Below are 26687 nucleotides of genomic sequence, written 5' to 3' on the forward strand. Positions count from 1 at the left end.
AAATTTATTTAAGAAAGTGTTTGTGCAGCAATCATCTGTAAGATTTTTTGTGCTAAATCTTTAGCTGCACCTTGATGGGTTTCAATAATATAGTCCGCCACTTCTCGATACAAAGGATCACGGACATTTAACAAGTCGCGTAATTTTTGTTCGGGGTTTTCTACTTGTAATAAAGGACGGTTTTTATCGCGATAGGTACGCTGTAATTGAATCTCAACAGGCGTATAAAGGTAAACTACAATACCCCGCTGTTTTAAAAATTCGCGGTTCGGTGCTTGGGTGACCGCGCCACCACCCGTCGCCACAACCAAGCCTGATCGTTGTGTTAACTCATCAATCACACTCGTTTCACGACTACGGAAACCTTGCTCCCCTTCTTTTTCAAAGATCCAGGGGATGGTTGCACCTGTTTTTCGCTCAATTTCGTGATCACTGTCTAGGAACTCTCGCCCTAAAAGCTCAGCCAAATGGCGCCCAACCGTTGTTTTTCCCGCCCCCATGGGCCCTACCAAATAGATATTTGGTAGGGTTTCAAACTCTTTGCTTGGCAAGGAGTCACCTATTGTATTGCTTGAATTAAAATTATATTAATGATTTCCAGTCACACTGTCATTAACAATTCGTGGTGTCACAAAAATCAGTAATTCACGCTTATTATCGGTCTTACTATCTTTACGGAATAAGCGCCCTATTCCAGGTAGATCACCAAAGAAAGGAACTTTCGTCTGCTTATTAACATTTTCTTGTTCAAAAATTCCGCCCAGAACAACAGTTTCCCCATTATTAACAAGAACATTAGTATTGATTTCATTTTTATTCAAAATAATCTCGCCATTCGGAGCCACTCCCCCAGGACTATCACTCGTAATAACTAATTCCATTTGCACTTTACCATCAGGAGTGATACTCGGTGTCACCTCCAGACTTAATAAAGCCTCTTTAAATTGAGTATTCGCAGTGGAACCAGAGGCAGAATTAGTCGTCGTTTGATAAGGAATTTGTTGACCAGAAGCAACTTTAGCAACTTGTTTATCTGCTGTCAGGACTTTAGGCGTAGAAATCACTTCACCATAACCATCAGCCTGCAAAGCAGATAATTCTAAATCCAACATAAAATCTGACATACTAATTAAACCGAAAGCAATTCGACCAGCCGGGTTTGTTGCGCCCAAATCCACATTTAAATTTTGAGGTCTTTCGATCGTATATTTGGATTGACCTGTGGTTGTATTCACTGTTGGTGTACGCAAATTCCATAAAGTTGTATCACTACCACCAACGAGTAAGTCATTATTTTCGTTAATTCCCTGAGATAATACACCCCACTTCACCCCCATTTCCTTAGTGAAATCAGTTGTTGCACGGACAATTCTCGCCTCTACCATGACTTGTTTCACAGCCACATCAAGCAGATCAATCATTTTACGGACTTTATCAATATTTTTTGCCGTATCATTAATAATCAGAGTATTAGTTCGTGTATCTGCCACCGCACTACCACGTGGGCTTAATAAACTCTCCAGAGCTAAAGAATCTGTACTAGTTGTTCTATTTAAAATGGCACCTTTAGCATTACGCGTTTCTTCAATCAACTTCAATACATCGGCAGCTTTTGCGTAACTCAGACGAATATATTCCGTTTGTATTGGAGCGAGCTTCATACTCTGTTCAACAGCTTTAGCCTCATCTTCTTCAGCCTTAATCATTTCTGTAACAGGAGCAATCCAGATCACATTACCATTACGGCGTTTATCTAAACTTCTAGTTTTTAGAATAATATCAAGTGCCTGATCCCAAGGCACATCTTTCAAACGCAGGGTAATATTACCTTGTACGCTATCTGCAGCCACCATATTGATGCCCGTAAAGTCTGCCAACAACTGCAATACACGACGTACTTCAATATCTTGGAAGTCCAGAGAAATCTTTTTGCCGGTATAGAGATTGCTGTTACGTGCTTTTACTGTGTTCTTTTCTTCCGGACGTTTAAGGCTAATTGTTAGCTTATTTTCAGCCTGATAGGCCATATATTCATAACTACCATTCGACTGAATAGTAATCACACCATTACCACCATCATTATAAGCATCTACAGTTGCAACAGGGGTTGCAAAGTCATTCACATTTAAACGACGGGCTAGATGTGCTGGAATTTTATTTCCCAGCATCCGCACAACAATCTTGCTACCTTGCTGCTGTACATCTGCTGGTGTATTTGATCCTAGCAGGTCAATCACAACTTGACCCTCACCTTGGCTACCACGTTGAAAGCCAATATTTGCAATCCCTTGTGCAGCTTTCTTTGCGGCTGGAGCCAACGTAGGTAGTGTTGGCTGTTGTGTAAGATTATTAATTTTTAGAATAAAGGTATTACCTTCTACGCGTGTGGTAAAGGTACCCGCCTCTTTTAAATTAACAATCAAACGTGAACGCTGCGCATCAGAAGCGACCTCAACAGAGCTGGCTTCTTGCGTTGCTACAGGAATAGTCGATTGATTTAAAGATTGTTGAGCCTTGTCAAAATCCAGAATGAGACGTGAAGGTTGTTCTAACTGATACGCTTGCGGCTGTGGCGGCAAGCCATTAAACATCACACGAATTTCTGTGCCCTGCCCAGGAATCTGCATTGGAACCACATTAGTGATACTCACCTGTGCACTGGCGGCTTGCATCACAGCCGCAGCAACAACACCGAGAGAGAATTGACGACATAAAGGGTTCATTGTGCTATCCCCAATTAAAAATTCTTTAAAACTCTTTTTCATTGTTATTCCCTTGATTTTATGGTGCTGGGCCAATCAACACGAGACTTCTTGGACGTTCGACATAGCCATCACGCCCATCGGGAATGATCTCAATCAGATCAATTTGCGTTGGACCAATCTTGATAATACGGCCATGGTTCATGCCCATATAGCTTCCCACCTGGACACGCTCAATCTCACCATCAGGTGTTTGTATCAGTGCCATGATCTGACCATTTTGACCACGCATACTGCCTTTCATATTCAAGGTTTCAATGGCATAGCTTTCTAATGGCTGTTGTGGGCGAGAGAGGTTCGGATAAACTCGCTTACCAGCCATGATTCGTAGTTCGGTTGCCAGAGAAGTAGGCAAAAATGGACTTCTTAACTGTTGAGCGGCGTAATCAAATGTCGGAACAGGTGTAAAAACTGGAGCGGGGTCAATCGCCAATGGAGGCTGATTACGGATGACTGCCATTTGCTCATTAACCGCATCAATTCTTGAATCACATCCCACCAGGACAATTCCTAGCATGAACATTGCCGAGAGCTTTATCTTCATCATTTTGACTGCCCTCCTTGACCATTCTGCTGCGCTTGTTGTTGATTTTTCGCCTGCTCTTCTGCACTGATATAACGGTAGGTTTTTGCTTTCACTGAATAACTTACTTCAGGAATATCAGCATTTTTCTTATCTGCACTCGGTTTAGCTTCGATAGTAAAATCATGCAAAGTCACAATACGTGGCAAGGCTGCAATGCCGCTCGCAAAGGCACCAAAGGAGTGATAATCACCGCTGGCCTGAATATCAATCGGCTGTTCAATAAAGAACTCTTGTTTGATTTCTTCTTCAAGGCGAATGTTTTTAAATTTCAGACCTGCATTCACACCAGTCACGTTAATATCTTCCACCAAACCCGGAATTTCAGTTTCTTTTGGCAATTGCTCTAACTGCTGGTTAAAGTTCGCCTCCATTTCCTGCAGTTGTGCTTGGTATTGCTGTAGATTTCTTAATTTTGAGTCTTTCTCGCGAAACTCGTTCAGCAAGTTCTGTTCTTGCGCTTGAGCATTACTAATCGCTTCAAGCTTTGGCTTAATTGCCAAGAAATAACCAACAGCACCCACCACGAGAAAAATAAAAATCCAGCAAGTCACCTTGACTGATAAAGGCCAACTACCGTAATTGTTAGGATCTAATGTATTAAACTGCTTAATAAATTGATCCAGCGTCATTTTCTTTTTAGTCGGTACAGCAGCTTCATACTCTACTTGGTCAAATTCATCACGGCTCATTTTGCTGCTCCCACTTCTGAAGCACCTTGTGTTTCTGTACCTGCAGTTTCTGTTGTTGCAATTTCACCCAAGTCAACGGTTACAACAAAACTGCCATAACTTTCTTCCACACGTGGCACAAGTGAACTTGGTGCCTTATCTTTTCGTTCTTCAGCAGCCAAGAAAGAGTTCATAAAAGCATTGCGGTACCACGGCGAGGCTTCTAAAGAACGCAAAAGTTCTGCCACAGTATTTGGACTTTCCGCCTTACCTTCAATGGTAAATTTATCGCCTGCACGGGTAAATTTCGTCAGGTACATATTGGCAGGTGTTACACGCACAATTTCATCAATTAAACGCACTGCAATCGGACGCTGACTTTGTAACCCTTGGATCAGCTTCATGCGCTCAATCACTGCATTACGGCGCTCTTGCAAACCTTGCAGAGATTTTAACTGCACATCCAGATTTTGATTGGTACTCATCACCAACTGATTGGCCTGTTCCTGATCGGCAAGTTTGTGATCATAATAAAACCATGCCCCCGCTACTGCTGTCGCCCCCAACAACACGACAGCCAAACAGATCATAATAAATTGTTTTTTTCGTTGTTCCCTGAGCTCATCACGCCAAGGCAGCAAGTTAATCTTTGCCATTAATCAAAACTCCTCAATGCGAGACCACATGCCACCATGAGGGAGGAAGCATCATTTTCGATTTTCTTAATATCAATTTGGGGTGAAAAACCCATTTGCAGAAATGGATTGGCGGTTGTCACCCGATAACCCAATTTTTGTTGTAATAATTTTGGCAAACCCGGAATATTGGCATTCCCGCCTGCCAATAAAATATGGTCGATTTCATTAAACTGCGAAGAGGAGAAAAAGAACTGTAATGAGCGTGCAGCTTGTTGTACCACTGCTTCTAAAAATGGCTCAAGCACTTCGGTTTCAAAATCATCAGGCAAGGTACGCTGCTTCTTGGCACGTCCTGCTTCTTCAAAAGACAAACCATAGCGGTTTTGCACATCTTGGGTTAACTGCTTACCACCAAAAACCTGCTCACGAGTATAAATGATTTTACCGTTCTGCATCACCGAAAGTGTGGTCATGGTATGACCGATATCCAAGATACCCACGGTATTCGCACCCATCGGTAGCGTATCCGCAAATACACTAAAGGCACGCTCCATCGCGTAGCTTTCAACATCAACGATTTTTGGAGTCAAACCGGCTAAATCTAGAACTTCAACACGTGCATCGACGTTTTCAGTACGGGTAGCGACAAGCAACACATGAACTCGATTCGGATTTGCCAGACGGTCAGGTAAGACTTCAAAATCGAGACTGACTTCATCAAGCGGGAAAGGAATATATTGTTCTGCATCCATCCGGATCTGAACTTCACGCTCATCATCGCTCATATCCGCATCCATTTCGATCACCTTGTTGATGACCATGGACGTCGGCACAGCAATTGCTGCATTAGTTGCATGAGGATTCGCAAGATTAATCACGCGTTCTAATGCATCACCAACCGCTTCCGGATTCATGATGTTTTTTTCGACCACACTGCCTTCAGGTAGAGGAACAAGCGCATAGCTTTCGACAATATATCTACCGTTCTTTACAGAGAGCTCTAATAACTTAACAGAAGTAGAACTAACATCTACTCCTACTAACCCCTTATTTGGTTTACGATATAACCTGTTGAGCACAATACTCTTCCTATTATTTTTTTATCCCCAAAAGCACCCAGTAATCAGTCTCGGTCTTTAATTTTTCGCGGATACAATAACTCATCTAACAATCCGCTGGTCTAAAGGCTATACTGACCATCTATTAGTTTGCCATTAGCTCTTATTAAAACTTACTTGTTATGAAAAAGCTATCTCGTTCGGGCCAAGTTCATCCATTTTTTTTGGCCATAATTATGCTACTTGTCGCAATTCCAGTAGGTTTTTATGGGATGTATCTCTATATCGCTCCATCCTTACCCGAAATGAGCTCACTCAAAAAAGCACCTTTATTAAAACCCTTACAGGTCTATACAGCAGATAATCAGCTAATTGCAGAATATGGTGGCAAACTTTCCGTTCCGGTTGAATATTCACAAATTCCGCCAAGTTTTATCCACGCTTTTCTGGCCGCAGAAGATTCTTCTTTCTTTGAGCACAGTGGAATCAGCTTCAAAGGCTTAGGACGAGCACTCAGTGAAAGTCTGACCGGCTCTGATGTGCAGACAGGTGGCTCGACCATCACCATGCAGGTGGCAAAAAACTATTACCTTTCGCCTGAACGAACCCTGAAACGCAAACTGACGGAAATTTTTCTGGCGCGAAAAATTGAGCAAAACCTAAGCAAGGAAGAAATTCTCACCCTGTATGTCAACAAAATTTTCTTGGGGAAAAATGCTTACGGCATCGCAGCAGCAGCCAAAATTTATTACAACAAGACACTAGATCAGCTCAGTATTGCCCAGATGGCGATGATTGCTGGTTTACCTAAAGCTCCTTCAAAATACAATCCTGTTGTAAATCCGGAACGCGCACTAGAACGCCGCAACTGGATTTTAGGTCGTATGCTGCAACTGGGCTACATCAATCAAAGGCAATACCAGCAAGCCGTAGCCGAACCCATCAACCTAAATATGCCAGATCGCGGCATCAGCAACCGCTTTCCTTATGTCGGTGAAATGGTTCGCGCCGAATTAATCGAACAGTTTGGTGAACAAGCAATCGACTCTGGTTACAAAGTCTATACAACCATTAACAGCCAGCGTCAGGCGTATGCAGAACAAGCTGTACAAGCGGGTCTGGAAGACTATGACCGGCGTCATGGCTGGCGTGGTGCTGAAGCACATGATCAACCTCTAGAGAAATTTGTGGCTTATGCCAACACCTATCCAGCCAAAGTGAATAAAGTCAAAAGTAACTCCTTTGAAGCTTTTTTGCAGGATGGTTCTAGCGTAACTGTACCTTGGGAAGGTATGGCTTGGGCACGCCCCTATCGCAGCGCAAATAGTGTTGGAGCTGCACCCAGTCGCGCTGCTCAAATCGTAAAAATCAAAGATATTGTTCGTTTACGTCCGAATGAAAACAAAACCGCCTGGTCCTTGGTGCAGATCCCCAAAGTGCAAGGCCAACTGATTGCCCTAAATCCCAACAATGGCGCGATTGAAGCCGTTGTGGGTGGCTATAATTTTTACCAGTCTAAATTCAACAGAGCCTTTCAGGGCTGGCGTCAACCGGGTTCAACCATCAAGCCCTTTATCTACGCACTGGCGCTAGAACGCGGCATGACCCCTTATAGCATGGTTAATGACAGCCCAATCACCATTGGCAAATGGTCACCGAAAAATTCAGATGGTCGTTATCTCGGCATGATTCCGTTGCGTCGCGCTTTATATTTATCCCGTAATACGGTTTCAGTACGTTTACTGCAAAATGTAGGGATCGAGCGGGCACGACAGTTATTGATGGATTTTGGCTTACAAGAAGAACAGATCCCTCGCAACTACACCATTGCGCTTGGCACCCCACAAGTTTTACCTGTGCAAATGGCCACTGGTTATGCCACTTTCGCCAATGGCGGTTACCGCATTCAGCCGCATTTTATTGACCGAATAGAGGATGCTTATGGCAAGGTCATTTTCCAGTCCAATCCTGAATATGCCTGCATTCCCTGTATCAATGAGCCTGATCAGCCAGAATCAACTGAGCCTGTGACACCCGATGATGAGGCATTTGAAACCACTGCACCTGCTTCAGGGGTGCAAGTACCTGCACAAGAAAAGGTACAGCCACAAAGTGAATACAAACAGGCACAACGTATTTTAAAATCCAGCTCAGCCTATGACATGGCCAATATCTTGCGCGATGTGATCCAGCATGGTACCGGTCGTGCAGCCCTACAAATTGGCCGAAGTGACTTAGGTGGAAAAACAGGTACCACCAATGATGCTAAAGATGCTTGGTTTGCTGGCTTTAATGGCAAACTGGTGACAGTGGCCTGGGTTGGATTTGACCAACCAACCACATTAGGACGCAGAGAGTACGGTGGTGTAGCCGCTTTACCAATCTGGATTAATTTCATGGATCAAGCGCTGAAAGGTACAGCACCTGCCTGGGTGCGCCTAGATAAAAATGCCAAAGCACCGATTTCACGCAACAACACAGTCATGATCAACAATGAATTACAGGATCGCAGCTCACCACCTATGGCGCGCCCATTATATCGCCCAGCCCCAGTAACAGCACCACGTTCTGTAAATAATGATTTTGCGGATTTACCCGGTGAAGAAATTCTGATTCCAACAGAAAAAGCACCACCACCGATGAATTCCAATTCTCAACCTGCACCCAAACGCGATGCAATTGAAAATCTGATTCAGGAAGTACAGTAAACCGAAAAAATGCCGTCAAATGACGGCTTTTTTCTGAAACAGATAAATCTGAAAACTGGCTGTCAGACTAAAATTTGCCTGATTTTCCAGAGCAGTACGCCGTTCCGGTTTAGCTTTATAAGCATATGGGGTCATCGCGATCAGATTTTTCAGCTGAGTCTGATCTAAGGTAAAGTGATTTTCCACAACAGGTTGAGCCATCAGCTCAAAGTTTTCCTGCAACTGTTCCACAAACTTGTCCGGAACATGAGGATTGACCTGCTCAAACAAAGCTTCGCGCATGGCATATAAATGCTGTGGCGCAGGTGTGACCACCAGAAAATATCCTTCCGGCTTGAGCACACGTAAAATTTCCGCCTGTGGAATCGGGCTGAACAGACTGCTACACAAATCAACGGAACCATCCAGAACCGGCAGAGTTGCACCAGTTCCCACCACCCAAGTCACCTCTGGATTGAGCTTTGCTGCTCGCTGCACTGCCGTCTTGGCAATATCTACCCCGACACATTGCTCAACAACCGCTTGCATGGCACTGGTGTAATAACCTTCTCCACAGCCAATATCCAGCAAGTTTTTTACTTCGAGTTGTTGAATCAGCTCAACAACCGCCTGCTGTAGAGGCTGATAAAAGCCACTATTTAAAAACTCTCGACGCGCCTGGACGGACTCGGGGGTATCGCCCGGATTTTTACTATGTTTATGCTGTACCACATGCAAGTTGACATAGCCCTGCTTGGCCACATCATAATTATGTGCCTGCTCACAACGCCAAGTTTTGCCATCCAAGGTTAAGGCCTGTCGACACACAGGACACATCAGCATGCTCATCAGTTTCTCCATGCAATAAAAAAGCCGGCAAATGCCGACTTCTTTCAAAATGCTTTGCTTAACGCAATTTTAAGGTCATTAGACCCAAAACCACCAGCATAATCGTAATAATCCAGAAGCGGATTACCACCTGGGTTTCACGCCAACCTTTTTTCTCATAATGGTGATGCAAGGGTGCCATCAGGAACACCCGCTTGTTACGCATACGCAACGAACCGATCTGCAAGAACACTGAAATCGCCTCAACCACAAACACACCACCCATAATGGCAAACACGATTTCCTGACGTACCATCACCGCAATCGTACCCAGCATTGCACCGAGAGCCAATGCCCCCACATCACCCATGAAAACTTGAGCTGGATGCGCGTTGTACCAGAGGAAAGCCAGACCCGCACCAATCATCGCGGCGCAGATGACCACCAGTTCAGAGGAATATTTGACATAGGGAATATGCAGATAGTTGGCAAAACGCACATCACCTGCCAAGTAAGCGAACACCCCCAGACCAGCCGCCACCAGCACGATCGGCATAATGGCCAAGCCATCCAGACCATCCGTCAGGTTGACCGCATTGGAAGCACCGTTGATCACCAGATAGGTAAAGACAATAAAGCCAATCCCGAGTGGAATCGCAGAAAGCGGAATCGACAAGTTCTTAAAGAATGGGATCAGCAAATCCAGCATATTACTGGTATGTAGCGGATTAGCCTGCTGGGTTGCTATCACATATAAGGCAATCCCGGCACCGAGTGAAGCAAGCGAAGTCCAGAAAAACTTCTTGCGTGCCGGTAAACCCGCATTGTCTTTATAACGGATTTTAATCCAGTCATCTGCCCAGCCCACGGCACCAAAGATCACCATCACCGCCAGCACAATCCAAACATAGGGATTGGATAAATCCGCCCATAACAGGGTACTGATGCCAATCGAGAGTAAAATCAGCACCCCACCCATGGTCGGGGTCCCCATTTTCTTGGCATGATTTTCTGGAGCAAACGAGCTGACGGCCTGACCGTATTTCAGTGCCCGTAATTTTCGGATCATCACCGGGCCCAAAACCAGACCAATGGTCAATGCCGTCAAGACACTGAGCAAGGCACGTAATGTTAAATAACGAACCACCTGAAACGAGCTATCAAAGCCCGCCAGCTGTTCAAACAACCATAACAGCATTTAAAGTTTCTCCATCAAATCAGCCATCAACGTTTCCATATGGGTATAACGAGAACCTTTAAACAGGAAACTCATAGATTGGGGTTGATGTGTTTGAATCAGATTAAGTAAATAATTCAGCGCTTCAGCCTGATTCGGGAAAGCCCGCAGTTTGTCTGAGGCCGCACCTTGTGCGGTAGCCGGCGCAAATTCCCCGACAGCAACCAGATAATCAAGCGGCAACTGTGCCAGATCACGCCCCAAATCATGATGTTCTTGCCAGCTACTTTCACCTAACTCACCAATATCGCCCAGCACCATGACTTTAATGCCAAATTGTTGCGCTAAAACTTCACCGGCAGCACGCATCGAAGTGGGATTGGCATTATAGGTATCATCAATGAACAAATGACCCTGATGCTGGATAAAGTTCAGACGACCTTTGGCACCTTGTGCCTGTTCAAGACCCGCTACGATATCATCCAGAGCAATCCCTAAAGCGAGTGCAAAAGCCGTGGCAGCTGTGGCATTTTGTACATTATGCACACCAGCAAACGGCAAATTGACCGGACGTGAACCTTGTGGCGTATGCAGAATAAATTTTGCCGACTGGGCCAACAGTTCAACTTCTGTGGCAAAAACATCACCACCTGCTCCAAAACTCAATACTTTTTCAGTACGGACCGTCTGACGAATCATATTGGCAAAATCATCAGCTGCCGGGACAATCGCAGTCCCCTCTGCCGCGATATGCGCATAAATCTCAGATTTGGCTCGACAGATGCCTTCACGACCACCAAACTCACCCAAATGTGCTGTACCAATATTCAGGATCCCGGCAACATGGGGCTGCACCAGATTCGAGGTGTAATCGATTTCGCCCTGATGGCTGGCACCGAGTTCCATGACCGCATACTGATGCTCAGCACGCAGTTCGAGCAGCATCATTGGTACACCCAGGTCATTGTTTAAATTACCACGCGTAATCAAGGTCGGCGCCAAGCGTCCGAGAATACTGCCGAGCATTTCTTTGGTGGTAGTTTTCCCACTGCTGCCGGTCAGGGCAATCACTTTCAGTTGCGCATGATGCTGACGACGATACGCCCCAAAATGTCCCAGTGCCAAACGGGTATCCGGCACGACCAGTTGTGCAATATCCACGTCCAGTGGACGTTCCACAATCGCAATCTGACAGCCTTTTCCCGCCACCTGAGCTACGAAATTGTGAGCATCAAAACGCTCACCCTTCAGGGCAAGAAAAGCATCTCCGACTTCTGCATGACGCGAATCGGTCAGGATGCGTTTGATTGCCCCCTGCGGTTGACGTTGCTGATACCAATAACCCCGGGTGGCTTCCGCCAATTCTGCGGCAGTCCAAGGCTCAAGCACACTGGTGCTGGTAGTTGAAGTATGCATAACAATTCCTATTCAGCAGGATAAGCGGTGCTCGGTTGGCAATGCTGCGCATCAATCGCAGCCTGCACTTCTACCACATCATCAAACCAATGACGCACGCCTTCTATTTCTTGATAATTTTCATGGCCTTTGCCCGCAATCACCACAATGTCGCCCGATTGAGCATGTTGCACGGCGTACTTAATCGCTTCACGGCGATCACGAATTTCGAGCAACTCGGACGGACTAAACGTTATGCCTTGAAGCATGTCGGCAAAAATCTGTTCTGGATCTTCGGTGCGCGGATTATCAGAGGTCAAAATGACCTGATGTGCCCCATCCAGTGCAGCTTTGGTCATTAACGGACGTTTTCCGCGATCACGATCGCCACCACAACCAAAGACCGCCCACAATTCATGATCGACATGGCGTTTCAAGGTTTTTAACACCTGAGTTAAGGCATCTGGGGTATGCGCATAATCCACCACAAACAGGCGATCACCATCACGCAGCACCTGCATGCGTCCCGGCGCACCTTTCAAATGCGGGATCTGCGCAATCAAATCCGGCAAAGCAAAACCGGCGCATACTGCAGCTATCAGGCTGGCCACCAGATTTTCCACATTAAAATGTCCCAGCAACGGGCTTTGGATGTCAAATTCGCCTTGTGGACTGATCAGGGTAAAGCTCGCCCCTTTCAGGCTGTAGCGTAAATTGCTGACATGATAGGCCGCATCCTGACGCAAGGCATAAGTGATAATTTTAGGCTTGGCCGGATTATTCTTAGCCGCTTCCAGCATCACGGTTGCATGCGCATCATCCAGATTAATAATCGCCGACTTTAACGAAGCAAACTGAAACAGACGGGCTTTGGCTTCCGCATAGGCATCCAGCGTGCCATGATAATCCAGATGATCACGGCTTAAATTGCTATAGACTGCCACCTGGATTTCACAGCCATTTAAACGGCCCTGCTCCAGACCATGTGAACTGGCTTCCAGTGCTGCAAACTCAGCACCCTGTTTGGCATAATCATGCAAAGCATTTTGCAACTGTAGCGCATCCAGGGTGGTATGCGTCGAAGGAGTTAAATTGGGTAAAATCCCGTTCCCCGTCGTGCCCAAAACCGCGCAACGCTTCCCCTGCAATAAAATCAATTCTGCCACCAAGCGAGAAATGGTGGTTTTACCATTGGTTCCGGTTACAGCAATCAGTTTGGCTAAAGGCTGCGGATCGGTCGCTTGCAAATACTGTTTCTGCCATTGGCCCATCAACTGACGCACATCAGGACAGATCACAGCCTGTTCCAACCCCAGATCTGCTTCACTCACGATGCCTAATGCTCCATTTTCTAGAGCAGCATGGGCAAATTGCAGCGTTTTTTCAGGCTGGGAAAAGCTGTTGAGGGCAATAAAAATCTGTCCTGGGCTCACCTTACGGCTATCAAGACAAAAACCATGAAAGGGCTGATTCACCCATCCAGCGGCGGTCTCAACAGGATAAAGATCTTGAAAACAAAGAGACATAGCTCACCTTAATTACTGGACTTTGGGAGTATCAAGTGGTTTATCGAGAGGCACATTCATCAGGCGTAAAGACTCCTGCATGATACGTGCAAATACCGGAGCGGCCACCAGACCACCGTAGTATTGGCCTTTTGGATTTTCCACCACAATCACCATCGCCAAACGTGGATCACTCACTGGTGCCATCCCCGCAAACAGGGCACGATATTCACTGTCCGAATAACCACGACGGTCAGCACGCAGCTTATGGGCTGTACCAGTTTTACCCGCAACGCGATAACCTGGAATATTAGCCTGAGTGGCCGTTCCGCCTGGCATAGTCACAGCTTCCATCATTAACAGTACCTGATCGGCAATTTTAGGTTCTAGTACCTGCTCACCTTTTGGTGGTTCTTGCAGTTTCTGCAGACTGAGCGGCACACGTACGCCATGGTTGGCCAACATGGCATAAGCCTGAGCCAATTGCAGAACAGTCGCATTGATACCATAACCGTAAGCCATGGTAGCCACTTCAGAGACATTCCATTTACTCGGTGGCAAAATCAAACCGGAACTCTCTCCCGGGAATTTCACTGCAGAACGCTGACCGAAACCAATACGCTTATAGAACGTCGGCAAGGTTGGATACGGTAGGGATAAAGCCAGTTTCGCCACCCCAACGTTAGAGGATTTCTGGATAATCCCGCCCAAAGTGAGCGCACCATAACTATGCGTATCACGAATGGTGTGATTACCCACTCGCATCGAACCTGGTGAAGTGTTCACTACACTGTTTGCCGTATACTTGCCACTTTCCAGCGCCATCGCCACCGTGAGCGGCTTCATGGTCGAGCCGGGTTCAAACATGTCAATTGCCGCACGGTTACGCATGGCATCTTTATTACTCAGACCATTTTTGTCATTCGGGTTATATGATGGCCAGCTGGTCATCGCCAGGATTTCACCGGTTTTCACATCCACCGCAATCGCTGTTGCCGAGCGAGCATTGTTCGCCACACCTGCCGCAGTTAACTCACGGTACATAATATATTGCAAACGTGAATCGATACTCAGTGTGATATTTTCACCAGCCTCGACTTCTTTAATCACTTCAGGGTCTTTCACCCGGTTGCCTTTTTTATCGCGGACAATTTTCTGTTCACCGTCTATACCGGACAGGCGTTTATTCCACTGCATTTCCAAGCCTTCAACACCGACACTTTCACTATTAGTCAGGCCAATGATCTGGGCATTCGGTTGTGGTTGTGGATAGTAACGCTTGTAGGTTTTCTCGGTATAAACCCCCTGAAAATCGCGTTTTACAATCATTTCTGCCTGTTGCGGTGGCACTTCTTTTTTCAAAATAAGATAACGTGAACGTGGACGATCATAGATTGCTTTGCGTAAAGCTGCACGGTCCATACCCACCGCATCCGCCAGTTCATCCAGGTTGAGGTTTTTATCGGGCAACTGACGCTTTAATTTACGGTTATGTGGGTCGTTTTTCAGTTCAGCAGTAATGTCGTCATAGAGCTTTTTATTGTCGACATAATCCCGTGGATCAATCACGATTTTCATCACTGGCGTACTAATCGCCAGCGGGACACCATGTCGGTCACTGATGACGCCGCGCATCGCCCGAATTTTTTCCGTACGCAAGATATTGGCATTGGCCTTATTTTGCAGGAAATCGGTATTGATCACCTGAACATAAAAGGCACGCCCGACCAGCAGCAAAAATGCCAGCAGGACAATCCCCCACATGAGGTAAAAGCGCCACATATCGACCGCGAGGGTTGGCTTTTCTGTAATAGACTGTTTTTTTCGCGCAGGTTTGATTCGCTTATCGACCATACAGCAAGCCTTATTGTTTTTTCTCAGAGTTCATCGGTAAAGAAATCACCACCGTTTGTGCTGCAGGTGGCGAGTACATGCGCAATTGGGTCACGGCACGTGTGCCAATCTGGGCCGTCGCACCGAAGGTTTGCTGCTCGATCAATAGACGCCCCCACTCCGCATTCAGATCATCCTTTTCACGCATAAAGGCACTGAGCTCTCGATAATCATGGCGATACTCAAAGACCTGAAACACCACCATAATCGCACTGATAAATACCAATGCCAGTAAAATGGCATAAGTAATTGCGCGTTTTAATCCTGATGCTTGTAGGCTTTCGTTTTTATTGACAACATTTGCTTTCATGAGGTGCCTTTCAATTCTAAGCGTTCCGCAACCCGAAGCCATGCACTACGTGAACGAGGATTTTCTTTCACCTCAGCATCACTGGCACGAACCCGCGAAATTTTCTTTAAGCGGCGGGTATCCTGCTGTGCCTGTGGCATACCCCAACCATGATCTTCAGGCAAAGTTGATTCTTTTTGAATAAATTGTTTAATCAAACGGTCTTCTAAAGAATGGAAGCTAATCACCGCCAATCGCCCGCCTGGTTTTAATACCTCTATCGCTTGCGGTAAGAAGGATTCAATATCTTCTAATTCTTTGTTGATCGCAATACGGATGGCCTGGAAAGTGCGAGTTGCCGCATGTTTATTTTTTTCCCATTTAGGATGCGCCACCTTCACAATTTCAGCCAGCTTCGCGGTAGTTTCAATATACCCGGCCTGCTTAATCGCGCGGGCAATACGGCGGCTATAACGTTCTTCTCCATACTGGAAAATCACGTTCGCCAAATCCTGCTCATCAATCTGAGTTAACCATTCTGCAGCGGTCGGACCTTGCGAATTATCCATACGCATATCTAAAGGTCCATCCTGCATAAAGCTAAAACCGCGCTCAGCTTGATCCAGCTGGGGTGATGACACGCCTAAATCAGCCATCACGCCATCCACCTGTTCGATGCCGAGCTGAGCCAGTGCCAACTTTAAATCGGCAAAGCTAGCATGAATGATTTTAAAACGTGGATCTTCCTGTTCAAGCTGTGCAGCCACCGCCAAGGCTTGTGGATCTTTATCAAAGGCATAGACACGCGCATTTTCATCAAGTTTAGAGAGTAACAAGCGGGTATGACCACCACGCCCAAAAGTGCCATCCACATAAATTCCTGTATTGCGATCTGCCAACAAGGCATCAACAGTTTCGTGGAGTAATACAGAAATATGGGACATAAGGCGCTTTTAACTGGATGAAAAATGTAACTGCACATTATCACCCTGTTTCAGCCAAGCTCCAAACGACTTTTTGTAGGAAAATATTATTTTCGATTGAGAAAACCGTTTTGAAACGAGGTTTTTTACAGAACTGTAGCTTTATCACCTTTTAAGCAAGTAGATTACAGCACACTCTAACCAAGAGGAGAAAATTGGTATTGATCATTAGCCACTCACCTCTTCAGAGACAAACCAGCAAAATCACAGATGCTTTATTCATGCATCCGGTAAATTCTCTCAAAGCTTCCCTTCGGGGAAAAATGAACATGCTCGGCTTGATCCCAACCCCCAAACATTTCCTCCACCGTAAAAGTTCTAATTGCCGGAAATTGAGCCTGATATTTCTGCCAGATTTTAGGATGACGTGGCCGATAGAAGTGTTTGGCTGCAATTTCCTGTCCAGCCGGCGAATATAAATAGTTGAGATAACCTTTCGCGAGCCAGATCTGGCCATTCTTTGCAACGGTTTTATCGACAATTGCGACCGAGGGCTCCGTCACAATCGATATAGATGGATAAACCAACATAAAGTTTTGATTCTTCTGCCCCTTTACCACCATTAAGGCTTCACTTTCCCAAGTAAGCAATACATCACCAAAGCCATGTTGCGTAAAGGTGATCAAGGATGCACGTGCTGCCGAGTCCATGACCTTAACATTACGGTATAGCTGAGCGACCCAGTTCTGTGCTTTCTGCTGCGTAGTGTGCGGTTGTTTCAAGGCATATCCCCAAGCGGCCAGATAAATCCAGCGCGGCAATCCCCCTACCTTAGGATTAGGGGTAATAATCTGTACCCCGGGTCGAGTCAGATCACTCCAGTCTCTGATGTTTTTAGGATTCCCCTTCCGTACTAGAAAAACAATGGTCGAGGTATACGGAACAGACCGGGAAGGAAATTCTGTTTGCCAACCCGGCTGGATATGGCTGGACTGCACCAGTTTGTCGATATCCGGAGAAAGCGCCAGCGTAACAACGTCTGCCTTCACCCCCTCCTGCACAGCGCGTACCTGTTTTCTCGAACCCTGATTAGACTGCTCAAAATGCACCACTTCTCCTGTACGTTGCTGCCAGTAACGTGCAAAAGAGGGATTGAATTCTGCATAAAACTCACGGGTCACATCATAAGACACATTGATCAAATGTCGATCTGCAGCGAATCCACTCTGTGAAAACACCCCCCATAGCAGGAGAACAACACCCGATTTTACCCAGCTCTGCAATATCATATCGCGCTCTTGTCTTCCCTCTGATTACAGTACGCAATATAACCAAGCGGGGAAACAGAATGCCAATCAAAATCCCCAATACTGTTTAACACAATTCTCAATAAAGAGAGACTCTGCTCTCATCATCAGAAATTTATGGACGTTGCTGGTAAATCTGGTCAAAGATCGCTCCATTGGCAAAATGGGTCTGCTGTGCCTTCGCCCATCCACCAAAAACATCCTGAATAGTAAACAGTTTGATTTTTGGAAATTTCGCAGCGTATTTGGCAGCGACCTGAGCATTACGCGGACGGAAATGGTATTTCGCTGCCAGTTCCTGACCTTTTGGCGAATACAGATAATTCAGATAACCTTTGGCCAAGGCACGATTGCCATTTTTATCGACGGTTTTATCCACGATCGCCACAGATGGCTCGGCCAAAATAGAGATGGAAGGATAAACGATTTGGAACTGGTCTTTATCCAACCCTTGCGTGGCGAGTAATGCTTCATTTTCCCAAGACAACAATACATCCCCAATGCCGCGCTCAGCAAAGGTCGTCAGTGAACCACGCGCACCCGAATCCAAGACTTTAACATTATGATAGAGTTTTTGAACCAAGGCTTTGGCTTTCGCAGGATTACCTCCCGGCTGTTTCAGCGCATAACCCCAAGCTGATAAATAAATCCAGCGTGAGGCACCGCCGGTTTTCGGGTTAGGGGTAATAATCTCGATACCCGGTTTGGTCAGGTCATTCCAGTCCTTAATCTGTTTAGGATTACCTTTACGGACCAAAAACACCACCGTTGAAGTATAAGGCGCTGAATGTTGTGGAAATTCCTGCTGCCAGTTTTTATCGATATAACCCGCTTTGACAATTTCCTCAATATCATTGGATAAAGCCAGTGTCACGACATCGGCTTCGAGACCAGAGACCACAGCACGCGCCTGTTTACCCGAACCGCCGTGTGACTGTTTAAAATTCACCGTCTGACCAGTTCGCTGCTTCCAGAATTGCGCAAAGTTCTGATTATATTCCTGATAGAACTCGCGGGTCGGATCATAAGAGACATTCAGAAAATCAGTGGCAGCCTGACTCAGGCTGCTCACAGCCACACTTGTGAGAACCAAGCTGTAAACAAGTAATTTTTTCATAGGGAAGCATCTCCATCATTTTCTTCTCACTATAATGACTTTAGCTCACCCAGGTTATATGAATAAAATGATATAAAATCATAATGTTATATATCATAAAAACCGATTTTCTTAGATATTTAGAGCAATATCGGCGGAGAGCATAGAATCCAAAAAAATGTGATGCTCTCCACTTTCTCTACATATTTGTTTGTTAAATATGTAGATCTGTAGATTTTGCGTGCTTTCTTGGATATGTTTGAACAAAGATGGAGAGAATGAGAGCTACTCTCAATAATTTAGTTCTGGATTCGCCAGGTAGATTTGGCGAATTATTTTTTCAGAACGCTTCACGCAACAAAATCAAATAATACGATTCAATCAGGAGGAAAGATCAGCCATGAACAGCCTTTTTTTGAAAAGTGCAACATTGAGTATCTGCTTGGGTATGATGATCCCTGTCAGCCATGGCGCTGCAATTCAAACCTCCAATAAAACAGTGAAAAGTAAAGCTTCGGCTCAGCGAATTTCTACAACAGAAAAACCTTCTCTGATTGAAAAAGCACTCAACCAACAAAAACGTAGTGACTCAACAACCTCACCAAGTGCCGATGAAGTGAAGGTGCTTAATGCGATCCGTGAAGCCTCAACACAAAACTTTTTCGCAGCACAACACGAACGTTTTTCCCGTCTGGTACAGTCTTTATTCTTGAGCCACAGCTCTTAACTTCTTTTTTTATTGCCCACTTTTCTTGGCCTGGCCGGTTGATGTTGAATTAAACATTAAGCGGGCAGGCTTTTTCGCTATAATAGTTCGCATTTAGACTCAGCACATAAATTTACCTATGAAAGTCCGTACCCGTATTGCTCCTTCTCCGACTGGTTTCCCCCATGTAGGAACTGCTTATATTGCGCTATTTAACCTGTGCTTCGCTCAACAGCACGGCGGCGAATTTATTCTGCGTATTGAAGATACTGACCAGCTGCGTTCGACCCCTGAATCAGAAAAAATGATTCTCGACTCATTACGCTGGTTGGGTCTAAACTGGTCAGAAGGTCCGGATATCGGTGGACCACATGCACCGTACCGCCAATCTGAGCGTATGGACATTTATAAAAAATACGCCTTGGAACTGGTCGAAAAAGGCCATGCTTTTTATTGTTTTGCGACCGCGGAAGAACTAGATCAGATGCGTGCAGAACAGCAGGCACGTGGTGAAACACCACGTTATGATGGTCGCGGCTTACAGCTGACCCAGGACGAAGTACAACGCCGTCTGGAGGCAGGTGAGCCACATGTGATCCGTATGAAAATTCCAACGGAAGGCGTGTGTCAATTTAATGATTTATTGCGTGGTGAAGTGGAAATTCCTTGGTCACAGGTGGACATGCAAATCCTGCTCAAGACCGATGGTTTACCAACCTACCATTTGGCCAATGTGGTAGACGACCACTTGATGGAAATTACCCATGTGATCCGTGGCGAAGAGTGGATTCCATCCGCACCCAAACACCAGTTGTTGTACAAATATTTTGGCTGGGAAATGCCAGTGCTGTGCCATATGCCATTACTGCGTAACCCGGACAAGTCAAAACTGTCCAAACGTAAAAACCCGACCTCCATTAACTATTACAAAGACATCGGCGTGTTACCCGAAGCCCTACTCAACTACTTGGGTCGTATGGGCTGGTCAATGCCAGACGAGCGTGAACAATTCACGTTGGCTGAGATGATCGAACATTTCGACATCAACCGCGTCTCACTCGGTGGTCCAATTTTCGATGTTGAGAAACTCAACTGGCTGAATGGTCAATGGATTAAAGGCATGACCCCGGGCCAATTGTTGGATACCATTTTGGCCTGGAAAGGCAACCGTACCACACTGGAAGAGATCGCCGCTGCCATTCAGCCACGGATCAACTTGCTTTCTGAAGCAGTGAACTGGGCAGGTTTCTTCTTTAACCACATGCCACAGATCAGCAAGGAACAGTTTGAAAACAAAAAAATGAGCGAAGAGCAAGTACGCCAAAGCCTGCAATTTGCCATTTGGCGTTTAGAAAGCCTGTTCAGCTGGAATCAGGATACGGTGAGCCAAGTGCTAATGGATCTGGCCAACCAGATGGAAGTCAAGCTGCGTGACTTTATGCCAACCTTCTTTATTGCGATAGCAGGTTCGACTTCGTCCACACCCGTGATGCAATCCATGGTGACGTTAGGCCCAGATTTGACCTTTGCACGTTTGCGTCATGCGCTTGAAATTGTTGGTGGACCAAGCAAAAAAGAATTGAAAGTGTGGGAAAAACTCAATGAAAGCCTAAAATTGCCGAAAAATGATGCAACTGACGCAGTTTAATTGATTTTCTTATTGACGGGTGAGCGCAATCCCCCTAATATTGCGCTCACACGAACACTGGGGTCATAGCTCAGTTGGTAGAGCGCTACAATGGCATTGTAGAGGTCAGCGGTTCGATCCCGCTTGACTCCACCAAGACTTGCTCTATCGTGTACTTGCCTCATAAGTCCCTATCGTCTAGAGGCCTAGGACATCGCCCTTTCACGGCGGTAACCGGGGTTCGAATCCCCGTAGGGACGCCAGATTCTAAAAAGCCACTGAGCACTTCAGTGGCTTTTTTATTGCCTGAATATTTTTGATTTCAGTCTGCTTCGTATAGCATAATGCAAAAAAGAATTGTGGAGTTTTCATGCAATACCGTTGTCCGAAATGCCAAAGCCCGAAAATCATGCCGGTCAGTCAGGGGACCAACACCCCTCGTCCAGTCGTACCAAAAAGTCTGGTCATCTTGGTGCCTGCCATTTTCATTCTGCTGCTGTTTGTGGTGATCAGTATCGCCATGTGGGTTTTCGGTGACGGCGCTGGCCAAACCCTACAGATTTTAACTGTCGTGGCGTTTGTGGTTTGTGTGATCGCAGGTTTCTTCTTTTGGCGTGATTTACCAGACTTTAAAATTTCCATGCAATCCTTCATGCAATCGCAAAAACACTGGAAATGCCGTGACTGTGATCACGAGTGGCAACTCTAAGATCAGATTCAACTTCACATCGGCCTTCTCTTTAGTATGGCCGATGTGAACATTTTTCATTTTCCCAGACCCTGTTATTCGCCCCATTCTTGCAAAGAATTACTTTCGCCCTTAAGTATAGTCCTATACATTTAAAGTCCAATCTTCACGTCTAGTCAGCATGAATCGGGTTAAAATCATTTGTTAATCCTACGAAAATCATAGCATTCAACCTGATCACTACACCGTTCACGCAACGCAGCATAAAAATTACAAAATCCTCTATGCATGATTGGCGTATTTTTTGCTAAATCTTTCAGGTGCTATGCACCAAAGTCGAATGCTTGAGTCCAATATTTTTATTTGCATTTTCGACTTTTTAATTTAGATTAATTTTTGAACTTAACTTTTGTTAATGGATTTAACAAGGAGTTTTCCATGATGCCAGCAAAAATCAAAACAATTTGGGATAAGTTTGTCCACGGCTCATTGCGCTATACCAGTGAACAGACCCATTTGCTTAACCTGTCGGTCGCGAATGCAGAATACGCACAAGGTTTGGCATTTGAACAGCAGCAACACACGCATAATGCTCTCTGGTTTTATCTGCGTGCTGCTTCGCATGGTGACTGCAACGCACAGTTCAAACTTGGCATCAGTTATTTAAAAGGTGAACTTAACGTACAGCAAGATCTGCGAGAAGCCAAAAAATGGTTAATGCTTGCTGCCGAACAGGGGCATCAGGAAGCTCGTTTATTGTTGTCTAACTTTGTCTCCTCTTTGCAGTACTCTTAATTCTTGTGATTTAAAGTTTATCTATAAAAAACCAGCCATTCTGGCTGGTTTTTTATGAATGCTGATTTAAATGGATCAGTTGCACACTTTAAGTGCATTGATAAAAAGTAAATTTTTATCACTTATTGTTTTTCAGATCAGCCGATCAATTAAAAAAGATTGATGGAGTAGCTCCTCTATTCAAATCCATTTGAATATTTTTTATTTGGAATAGCCTTTAAATATGATATTTAGATGTTTACACATGCTAAATTACAATAAATCGCTTTGCACCACCTCTATTTCCGGATAAAAATAAGAATAAAAGTCATTCCACATGATCACAGGAGGTGACATGATGCGTTTACAGCAACTAATCCGATGGTTAATTGTGCAGCTGAGCCAGCTCAACATTCCCACACCCGCCATTACAAAAAGTGAAGCCTCCACTGAATACCGTTTAGCTCAACGTTCTGAGTTTTTTGCACTCAATACCTATACGACTTACCAGACACAGCTGCGTAATGGTTTGACGCCACTCAAACTGAGTCAACTCGAATTAAAATATCAAAAGCAGATCGCGAATGCGAAATGGTATCTCCTGCGCGCAGCATTACGAGGACACGCTGAAGCACAGTACAAATTAGGGCTTTGTTACTTAAAGGGCGACCTAGGACTTGATCGCAACTATGCCCAAGCTGAAAGATGGTTAAAAAAAGCCACTCAACAAGGCCATCATCCCGCACAACAGGCTTTATGTCAGGCCTATGCAGAACTCGCATTTTCCTAAAACCGATTCCTCGTGTAATAAAAAACCAGCCCGAAGGCTGGTCTTTTATTTAGATGGGATCAACCACCAATTTTGCGATATTTTTGACGCTTGGCAACCAGATCATCACCATCACGTTTACGACGGTATTCTTCAAATTCAGTATAATTACCTGTGAAGAATTCAGGTGTTTCACCTTCAAATGACAAGATGTGTGTTGCAATACGATCCAGGAACCAACGGTCATGCGAGATCACCATAACAGTACCTGGGAATACAAGAATTGCATCTTCAAGTGCACGTAAAGTTTCGATGTCCAAGTCGTTTGATGGTTCATCTAGCAAGATCACGTTCGCACCCATTTGCAGGATTTTCGCAAGTTGTAAACGGTTACGCTCACCACCCGATAATTGACCTACGCGTTTTTGCTGATCTTGACCTTTAAAGTTAAAGCGACCGATATATGCACGTGATGAAATTTCATAGTCACCAATCTTCAAAATATCTAAACCGCCAGACACTTCTTCCCAAACAGTTTTGTTGTCGTCTAATGTGTCACGGATCTGCCCCACATACGCCACTTTTACTGATTCACCAAGCGTTACTGTACCTGTATCTGGTTGCTGTTCACCAGTCATCATACGGAATAACGTTGTTTTACCTGCACCGTTCTCACCCACGATACCCACAATCGCACACGGTGGTACTGTGAAAGTTAAATCTTTATACAGGGTACGATCACCAAACGACTTACTAATACCTTCAACTTCGATAACCTTGTTACCTAAGCGTGGACCAGGTGGAATATAGATTTCTGAAGTTTCGTTACGTTGTTGGAACTCACGTGAGTTAAGCTCTTCAAAGCGTTCCATACGTGCTTTGTTTTTCTTTTGCTGGCCTTTCGCATTTGAACGAACCCATTCAAGTTCTTTTTTCAATGCCTTAGCAAAAGATTCTTCTTGCTTCTGTTCCTGCTCTAGGCGGGCATTTTTCTGCTCTAACCAAGAAGAGTAGTTACCTTGATATGGAATACCCATACCGCGGTCAAGTTCCAGAATCCACTCAGCCACATTATCCAGGAAGTAACGGTCGTGCGTAATCGCAACGATTGTGCCCGGAAAGTCTTTCAAGAAACGCTCTAACCAAGATACAGATGAAGCATCTAAATGGTTCGTTGGTTCGTCAAGCAACAACATGTCTGGCTTGGAAAGCAACAGACGGCAAAGTGCCACACGACGACGTTCACCCCCTGAAAGCTTAGATACATCTGCATCCCAAGCTGGAAGGTTAAGTGCTGCAGCAGCCTGGTCCATTTGGTTGGCAAGGTTATGTGCATCCCAAGCATGGATAATGGCTTCCAGCTTTTCTTGTTCTTTCGCTAAAGCATCAAAGTCTGCATCTTCTGCTGCATATTCAGCAAAAACTTCATCAAGACGTGCTAAAGCATCAAGAGGTTCACGCAAACCATCTTCAACGTTACCACGAACGTCTTTTGTATCATCTAAAGGTGGTTCTTGCTCTAAATAACCAATTTTAATACCCGGCTGTGCACGTGCTTCACCAGAGAAATCTTTATCTACGCCCGCCATAATACGGAGCAGGGTCGATTTACCCGCACCGTTTAAACCGAGCACACCAATTTTGGCACCCGGGAAAAATGACAAAGAGATGTCTTTCAGGATTTCGCGCTTAGGCGGAACCATCTTCGACACACGGTTCATCGTGTAAATATATTGGGCCACGTAGGACTCCTCAATTGAAAAATCAAAACATCGCGTGAGCGAAAAATTAATCACGGCATTATACGCGGAAAGCGAGCAAAACATAAGGCATCTCCAATCCGTTCTCAACAGATTGTCATCACACATCAAATCACAGCGTTGAATGAACAGACCGAATGACATGCCTACAACACATTCGCCTTATAAAGTAAAAAGATAATAAATCCAGAATAATGCGGCTTTATTGCATAGGTTTTGCTGCTAAACTGAGCAAATACTTAACTCACGAAGATGACGTTCTCATGACTTATAAAGATGAAACCCTTGCCATTCATGCCGGCTATTCACCAGAACCAACAACAAAAGCGGTTGCCGTTCCAATTTACCAAACGACCTCTTATGCATTTGATAATACGCAGCATGGTGCAGATCTTTTTGATTTAAAAGTCGCCGGGAACATTTACACCCGCATCATGAATCCAACCACCGCTGTACTAGAGCAGCGTGTGGCCGCGCTTGAAGGCGGTATCGGGGCACTAGCATTGGCCTCGGGTATGGCCGCAATTACTTACGCCATCCAAACCATTACCGAAGCTGGCGACAATATTGCCTCAGTTTCGACCTTATACGGCGGTACTTACAATCTGTTTGCCCATACGCTGCCAAAACAAGGCATTGAAGTACGCTTTTTTGACTATCAAAATCCAGAAGCATTACGTGGTTTAATTGATGAAAAAACCAAACTGGTCTTTGTCGAATCGATTGGTAACCCACTTGGCAATATTATTGATCTAGAAGCAATTGCTAAAATTGCCCATGAATATGGTGTTCCAGTGATTGTCGATAATACCGTGGCCACACCTGCCCTGCTAAAACCTTTTGAATTTGGTGCCGACATCGTGATTCACTCACTCACCAAATATATTGGTGGTCACGGCAACAGCATCGGCGGGATTATTGTCGATAGCGGTAAGTTCCCTTGGGGCGAACATGCTGAACGTTTTCCGGTTTTAAATACGCCCGATCCAAGTTATCACGGTGTCAATTATGTCGAAGCTTTAGGAGCAGCAGCTTATATTGCACGTGCCCGTGTGGTGCCGCTACGCAATACAGGTGCTGCTATCAGTCCACTGAATGTGTTCCTGATTTTACAGGGTTTGGAAACCCTGAATCTGCGTATGGAACGTCATACTGAAAATGCCCAGAAAGTTGCCGAATACCTGCAACAGCATCCTAAAGTGCAATGGGTAAATTACGCAGGTCTTAAAGACCATCCACAACATGCTTTGGCACAGAAATACGTCAAAGGCAAACCATCAGCCATTCTTTCCTTTGGCGTCAAAGATGGTCGTGATGGTGGAGCACGCTTCATTGATGCGTTACAGCTGTTTACCCGTCTGGTGAATATTGGTGATGCGAAAAGTCTGGCTTGCCATCCCGCCACCACCACACATCGCCAACTGAATGCCGAAGAGCTGAAAGCCGCAGGCGTCAGTGAAGATATGGTTCGCTTGTCGATCGGCATCGAACACATTGATGACCTGATCGCCGATCTGGAACAGGCACTTGCTGCTGTTTAAGCGAAAAAAT

Annotated in this window: 23 protein-coding genes and 2 tRNA genes; 9 read left to right on the forward strand and 16 right to left on the reverse strand. The window is 45.3% G+C overall.

Translation table 11 applies throughout. From position 1 onward, the window contains the following. Positions 1–8 precede the first annotated feature (8 nt). Genes aroK through PGW99_RS10365 form a run of 6 tightly spaced genes read right to left on the reverse strand, consistent with a single transcriptional unit; the run spans position 9 to position 5733 of the window. Positions 9–551, reverse strand: a complete 543-nt coding sequence (aroK, locus tag PGW99_RS10340; RefSeq protein ID WP_273777603.1) for a shikimate kinase AroK — start codon at positions 549–551, stop codon at positions 9–11. A gap of 36 nt (positions 552–587) precedes the next feature. Continuing rightward, entirely contained in the window at positions 588–2723 is a 2136-nt protein-coding gene (gene pilQ / locus PGW99_RS10345) for a type IV pilus secretin PilQ family protein (RefSeq protein WP_273779497.1), read from the reverse strand. A gap of 58 nt (positions 2724–2781) precedes the next feature. Then, positions 2782–3309 carry a pilus assembly protein PilP gene (locus tag PGW99_RS10350; protein ID WP_442784397.1) on the reverse strand — a complete coding sequence of 176 codons (528 nt, stop codon included), beginning with the start codon at positions 3307–3309 and terminating at the stop codon, positions 2782–2784. Then, positions 3306–4037 (reverse strand): type 4a pilus biogenesis protein PilO, encoded by a 732-nt coding sequence (locus PGW99_RS10355; protein ID WP_273777604.1) that lies wholly within the window; start codon positions 4035–4037, stop codon positions 3306–3308. The genes PGW99_RS10350 and PGW99_RS10355 overlap by 4 nt, the downstream gene beginning before the upstream one ends. Beyond that, positions 4034–4672, reverse strand: coding sequence for a PilN domain-containing protein (locus PGW99_RS10360; protein WP_273777605.1), 639 nt, complete (start codon positions 4670–4672; stop codon positions 4034–4036). The genes PGW99_RS10355 and PGW99_RS10360 overlap by 4 nt, the downstream gene beginning before the upstream one ends. Continuing rightward, positions 4672–5733: a pilus assembly protein PilM gene (locus PGW99_RS10365; RefSeq protein ID WP_273777606.1), complete on the reverse strand. Its 1062-nt coding sequence runs from the start codon at positions 5731–5733 to the stop codon at positions 4672–4674. Before PGW99_RS10365 ends, PGW99_RS10360 begins: the two co-directional genes overlap by 1 nt. A 161-nt stretch (positions 5734–5894) precedes the next feature. Here PGW99_RS10365 and ponA point away from each other — a divergent pair, with 161 nt between their 5' ends. Next, the gene (gene ponA / locus PGW99_RS10370) at positions 5895–8420 is read left to right on the forward strand and encodes a penicillin-binding protein PBP1a (protein ID WP_273777607.1); all 2526 of its coding nucleotides are present in this window, start codon (positions 5895–5897) and stop codon (positions 8418–8420) included. A gap of 15 nt (positions 8421–8435) precedes the next feature. Here ponA and PGW99_RS10375 read toward each other — a convergent pair whose 3' ends face one another. The 9 genes from PGW99_RS10375 to PGW99_RS10415 form a co-directional block, all read right to left on the reverse strand. Next, positions 8436–9248, reverse strand: a complete 813-nt coding sequence (locus PGW99_RS10375; protein ID WP_273777608.1) for a putative RNA methyltransferase — start codon at positions 9246–9248, stop codon at positions 8436–8438. 58 nt (positions 9249–9306) lie between these two features. After that, positions 9307–10425 carry a phospho-N-acetylmuramoyl-pentapeptide-transferase gene (gene mraY / locus PGW99_RS10380; RefSeq protein ID WP_273777609.1) on the reverse strand — a complete coding sequence of 373 codons (1119 nt, stop codon included), beginning with the start codon at positions 10423–10425 and terminating at the stop codon, positions 9307–9309. After that, positions 10426–11820, reverse strand: coding sequence for a UDP-N-acetylmuramoyl-tripeptide--D-alanyl-D-alanine ligase (locus tag PGW99_RS10385; protein ID WP_273777610.1), 1395 nt, complete (start codon positions 11818–11820; stop codon positions 10426–10428). An 8-nt stretch (positions 11821–11828) separates the two neighbouring features. After that, entirely contained in the window at positions 11829–13325 is a 1497-nt protein-coding gene (locus tag PGW99_RS10390; RefSeq protein ID WP_273777611.1) for a UDP-N-acetylmuramoyl-L-alanyl-D-glutamate--2,6-diaminopimelate ligase, read from the reverse strand. Between the two features lie 12 nt (positions 13326–13337). Beyond that, positions 13338–15158 (reverse strand): penicillin-binding protein PBP3, encoded by a 1821-nt coding sequence (ftsI, locus tag PGW99_RS10395; RefSeq protein ID WP_273777612.1) that lies wholly within the window; start codon positions 15156–15158, stop codon positions 13338–13340. A 10-nt stretch (positions 15159–15168) separates the two neighbouring features. Continuing rightward, the gene (gene ftsL / locus PGW99_RS10400; protein WP_273777613.1) at positions 15169–15507 is read right to left on the reverse strand and encodes a cell division protein FtsL; all 339 of its coding nucleotides are present in this window, start codon (positions 15505–15507) and stop codon (positions 15169–15171) included. Beyond that, positions 15504–16430, reverse strand: a complete 927-nt coding sequence (gene rsmH, locus PGW99_RS10405; protein ID WP_273777614.1) for a 16S rRNA (cytosine(1402)-N(4))-methyltransferase RsmH — start codon at positions 16428–16430, stop codon at positions 15504–15506. Before rsmH ends, ftsL begins: the two co-directional genes overlap by 4 nt. Positions 16431–16684: 254 nt before the next feature. Then, on the reverse strand, positions 16685–17698 hold the full coding sequence (locus PGW99_RS10410) for a sulfate ABC transporter substrate-binding protein (RefSeq protein WP_273777615.1): 1014 nt from the start codon (positions 17696–17698) through the stop codon (positions 16685–16687). A gap of 133 nt (positions 17699–17831) precedes the next feature. Then, complete coding sequence (locus PGW99_RS10415) at positions 17832–18833, reverse strand: sulfate ABC transporter substrate-binding protein (RefSeq protein WP_273777616.1); 1002 nt, start codon at positions 18831–18833, stop codon at positions 17832–17834. 379 nt (positions 18834–19212) lie between these two features. Between PGW99_RS10415 and PGW99_RS10420 the strand changes: the two genes are divergently transcribed. The 7 genes from PGW99_RS10420 (at position 19213) to PGW99_RS10450 (ending at position 23397) form a co-directional block, all read left to right on the forward strand. Beyond that, positions 19213–19539, forward strand: coding sequence for a hypothetical protein (locus PGW99_RS10420; RefSeq protein ID WP_273777617.1), 327 nt, complete (start codon positions 19213–19215; stop codon positions 19537–19539). Between the two features lie 118 nt (positions 19540–19657). Continuing rightward, the gene (gene gltX / locus PGW99_RS10425) at positions 19658–21166 is read left to right on the forward strand and encodes a glutamate--tRNA ligase (protein ID WP_273777618.1); all 1509 of its coding nucleotides are present in this window, start codon (positions 19658–19660) and stop codon (positions 21164–21166) included. Between the two features lie 59 nt (positions 21167–21225). After that, positions 21226–21301 (forward strand) — tRNA-Ala (locus PGW99_RS10430). 31 nt (positions 21302–21332) lie between these two features. Next, a tRNA-Glu gene (locus tag PGW99_RS10435) sits at positions 21333–21408 on the forward strand. A gap of 107 nt (positions 21409–21515) precedes the next feature. Next, positions 21516–21854 (forward strand): hypothetical protein, encoded by a 339-nt coding sequence (locus PGW99_RS10440; RefSeq protein WP_273777619.1) that lies wholly within the window; start codon positions 21516–21518, stop codon positions 21852–21854. Positions 21855–22271: 417 nt separating this feature from the next. Further along, positions 22272–22628 carry a tetratricopeptide repeat protein gene (locus tag PGW99_RS10445; protein ID WP_273777620.1) on the forward strand — a complete coding sequence of 119 codons (357 nt, stop codon included), beginning with the start codon at positions 22272–22274 and terminating at the stop codon, positions 22626–22628. Positions 22629–22962: 334 nt separating this feature from the next. After that, on the forward strand, positions 22963–23397 hold the full coding sequence (locus PGW99_RS10450; protein ID WP_273777621.1) for a tetratricopeptide repeat protein: 435 nt from the start codon (positions 22963–22965) through the stop codon (positions 23395–23397). 59 nt (positions 23398–23456) lie between these two features. Here the strand turns inward: PGW99_RS10450 and ettA are convergent, their stop codons facing one another. Beyond that, a complete protein-coding gene (gene ettA, locus PGW99_RS10455) occupies positions 23457–25118 on the reverse strand; it encodes an energy-dependent translational throttle protein EttA (protein WP_273777622.1) in 1662 nt (553 codons plus the stop codon). Between the two features lie 281 nt (positions 25119–25399). Between ettA and PGW99_RS10460 the strand changes: the two genes are divergently transcribed. Then, positions 25400–26677 (forward strand): bifunctional O-acetylhomoserine aminocarboxypropyltransferase/cysteine synthase, encoded by a 1278-nt coding sequence (locus PGW99_RS10460; protein WP_273777623.1) that lies wholly within the window; start codon positions 25400–25402, stop codon positions 26675–26677. Positions 26678–26687 lie beyond the last annotated feature (10 nt).

The sequence above is a fragment of the Acinetobacter sp. GSS19 genome, assembly GCF_028621895.1.
Taxonomy (GTDB): Bacteria; Pseudomonadota; Gammaproteobacteria; order Pseudomonadales; family Moraxellaceae; genus Acinetobacter.

Excerpts from the sequence above, each read along its gene's own strand:
- pilQ (WP_273779497.1), bottom strand. The coding sequence starts at position 2,723 with ATGAACCCTTTATGTCGTCAATTCTCTCTCGGTGTTGTTGCTGCGGCT.
- PGW99_RS10350 (WP_442784397.1), bottom strand. The coding sequence starts at position 3,309 with ATGATGAAGATAAAGCTCTCGGCAATGTTCATGCTAGGAATTGTCCTG.
- PGW99_RS10355 (WP_273777604.1), bottom strand. The coding sequence starts at position 4,037 with ATGAGCCGTGATGAATTTGACCAAGTAGAGTATGAAGCTGCTGTACCG.
- PGW99_RS10360 (WP_273777605.1), bottom strand. The coding sequence starts at position 4,672 with ATGGCAAAGATTAACTTGCTGCCTTGGCGTGATGAGCTCAGGGAACAA.
- ponA (WP_273777607.1), top strand. The coding sequence starts at position 5,895 with ATGAAAAAGCTATCTCGTTCGGGCCAAGTTCATCCATTTTTTTTGGCC.
- PGW99_RS10375 (WP_273777608.1), bottom strand. The coding sequence starts at position 9,248 with ATGAGCATGCTGATGTGTCCTGTGTGTCGACAGGCCTTAACCTTGGAT.
- mraY (WP_273777609.1), bottom strand. The coding sequence starts at position 10,425 with ATGCTGTTATGGTTGTTTGAACAGCTGGCGGGCTTTGATAGCTCGTTT.
- PGW99_RS10385 (WP_273777610.1), bottom strand. The coding sequence starts at position 11,820 with ATGCATACTTCAACTACCAGCACCAGTGTGCTTGAGCCTTGGACTGCC.
- PGW99_RS10390 (WP_273777611.1), bottom strand. The coding sequence starts at position 13,325 with ATGTCTCTTTGTTTTCAAGATCTTTATCCTGTTGAGACCGCCGCTGGA.
- ftsI (WP_273777612.1), bottom strand. The coding sequence starts at position 15,158 with ATGGTCGATAAGCGAATCAAACCTGCGCGAAAAAAACAGTCTATTACA.
- ftsL (WP_273777613.1), bottom strand. The coding sequence starts at position 15,507 with ATGAAAGCAAATGTTGTCAATAAAAACGAAAGCCTACAAGCATCAGGA.
- rsmH (WP_273777614.1), bottom strand. The coding sequence starts at position 16,430 with ATGTCCCATATTTCTGTATTACTCCACGAAACTGTTGATGCCTTGTTG.
- PGW99_RS10410 (WP_273777615.1), bottom strand. The coding sequence starts at position 17,698 with ATGATATTGCAGAGCTGGGTAAAATCGGGTGTTGTTCTCCTGCTATGG.
- PGW99_RS10415 (WP_273777616.1), bottom strand. The coding sequence starts at position 18,833 with ATGAAAAAATTACTTGTTTACAGCTTGGTTCTCACAAGTGTGGCTGTG.
- PGW99_RS10420 (WP_273777617.1), top strand. The coding sequence starts at position 19,213 with ATGAACAGCCTTTTTTTGAAAAGTGCAACATTGAGTATCTGCTTGGGT.
- gltX (WP_273777618.1), top strand. The coding sequence starts at position 19,658 with ATGAAAGTCCGTACCCGTATTGCTCCTTCTCCGACTGGTTTCCCCCAT.
- PGW99_RS10440 (WP_273777619.1), top strand. The coding sequence starts at position 21,516 with ATGCAATACCGTTGTCCGAAATGCCAAAGCCCGAAAATCATGCCGGTC.
- PGW99_RS10445 (WP_273777620.1), top strand. The coding sequence starts at position 22,272 with ATGATGCCAGCAAAAATCAAAACAATTTGGGATAAGTTTGTCCACGGC.
- PGW99_RS10450 (WP_273777621.1), top strand. The coding sequence starts at position 22,963 with ATGATGCGTTTACAGCAACTAATCCGATGGTTAATTGTGCAGCTGAGC.
- PGW99_RS10460 (WP_273777623.1), top strand. The coding sequence starts at position 25,400 with ATGACTTATAAAGATGAAACCCTTGCCATTCATGCCGGCTATTCACCA.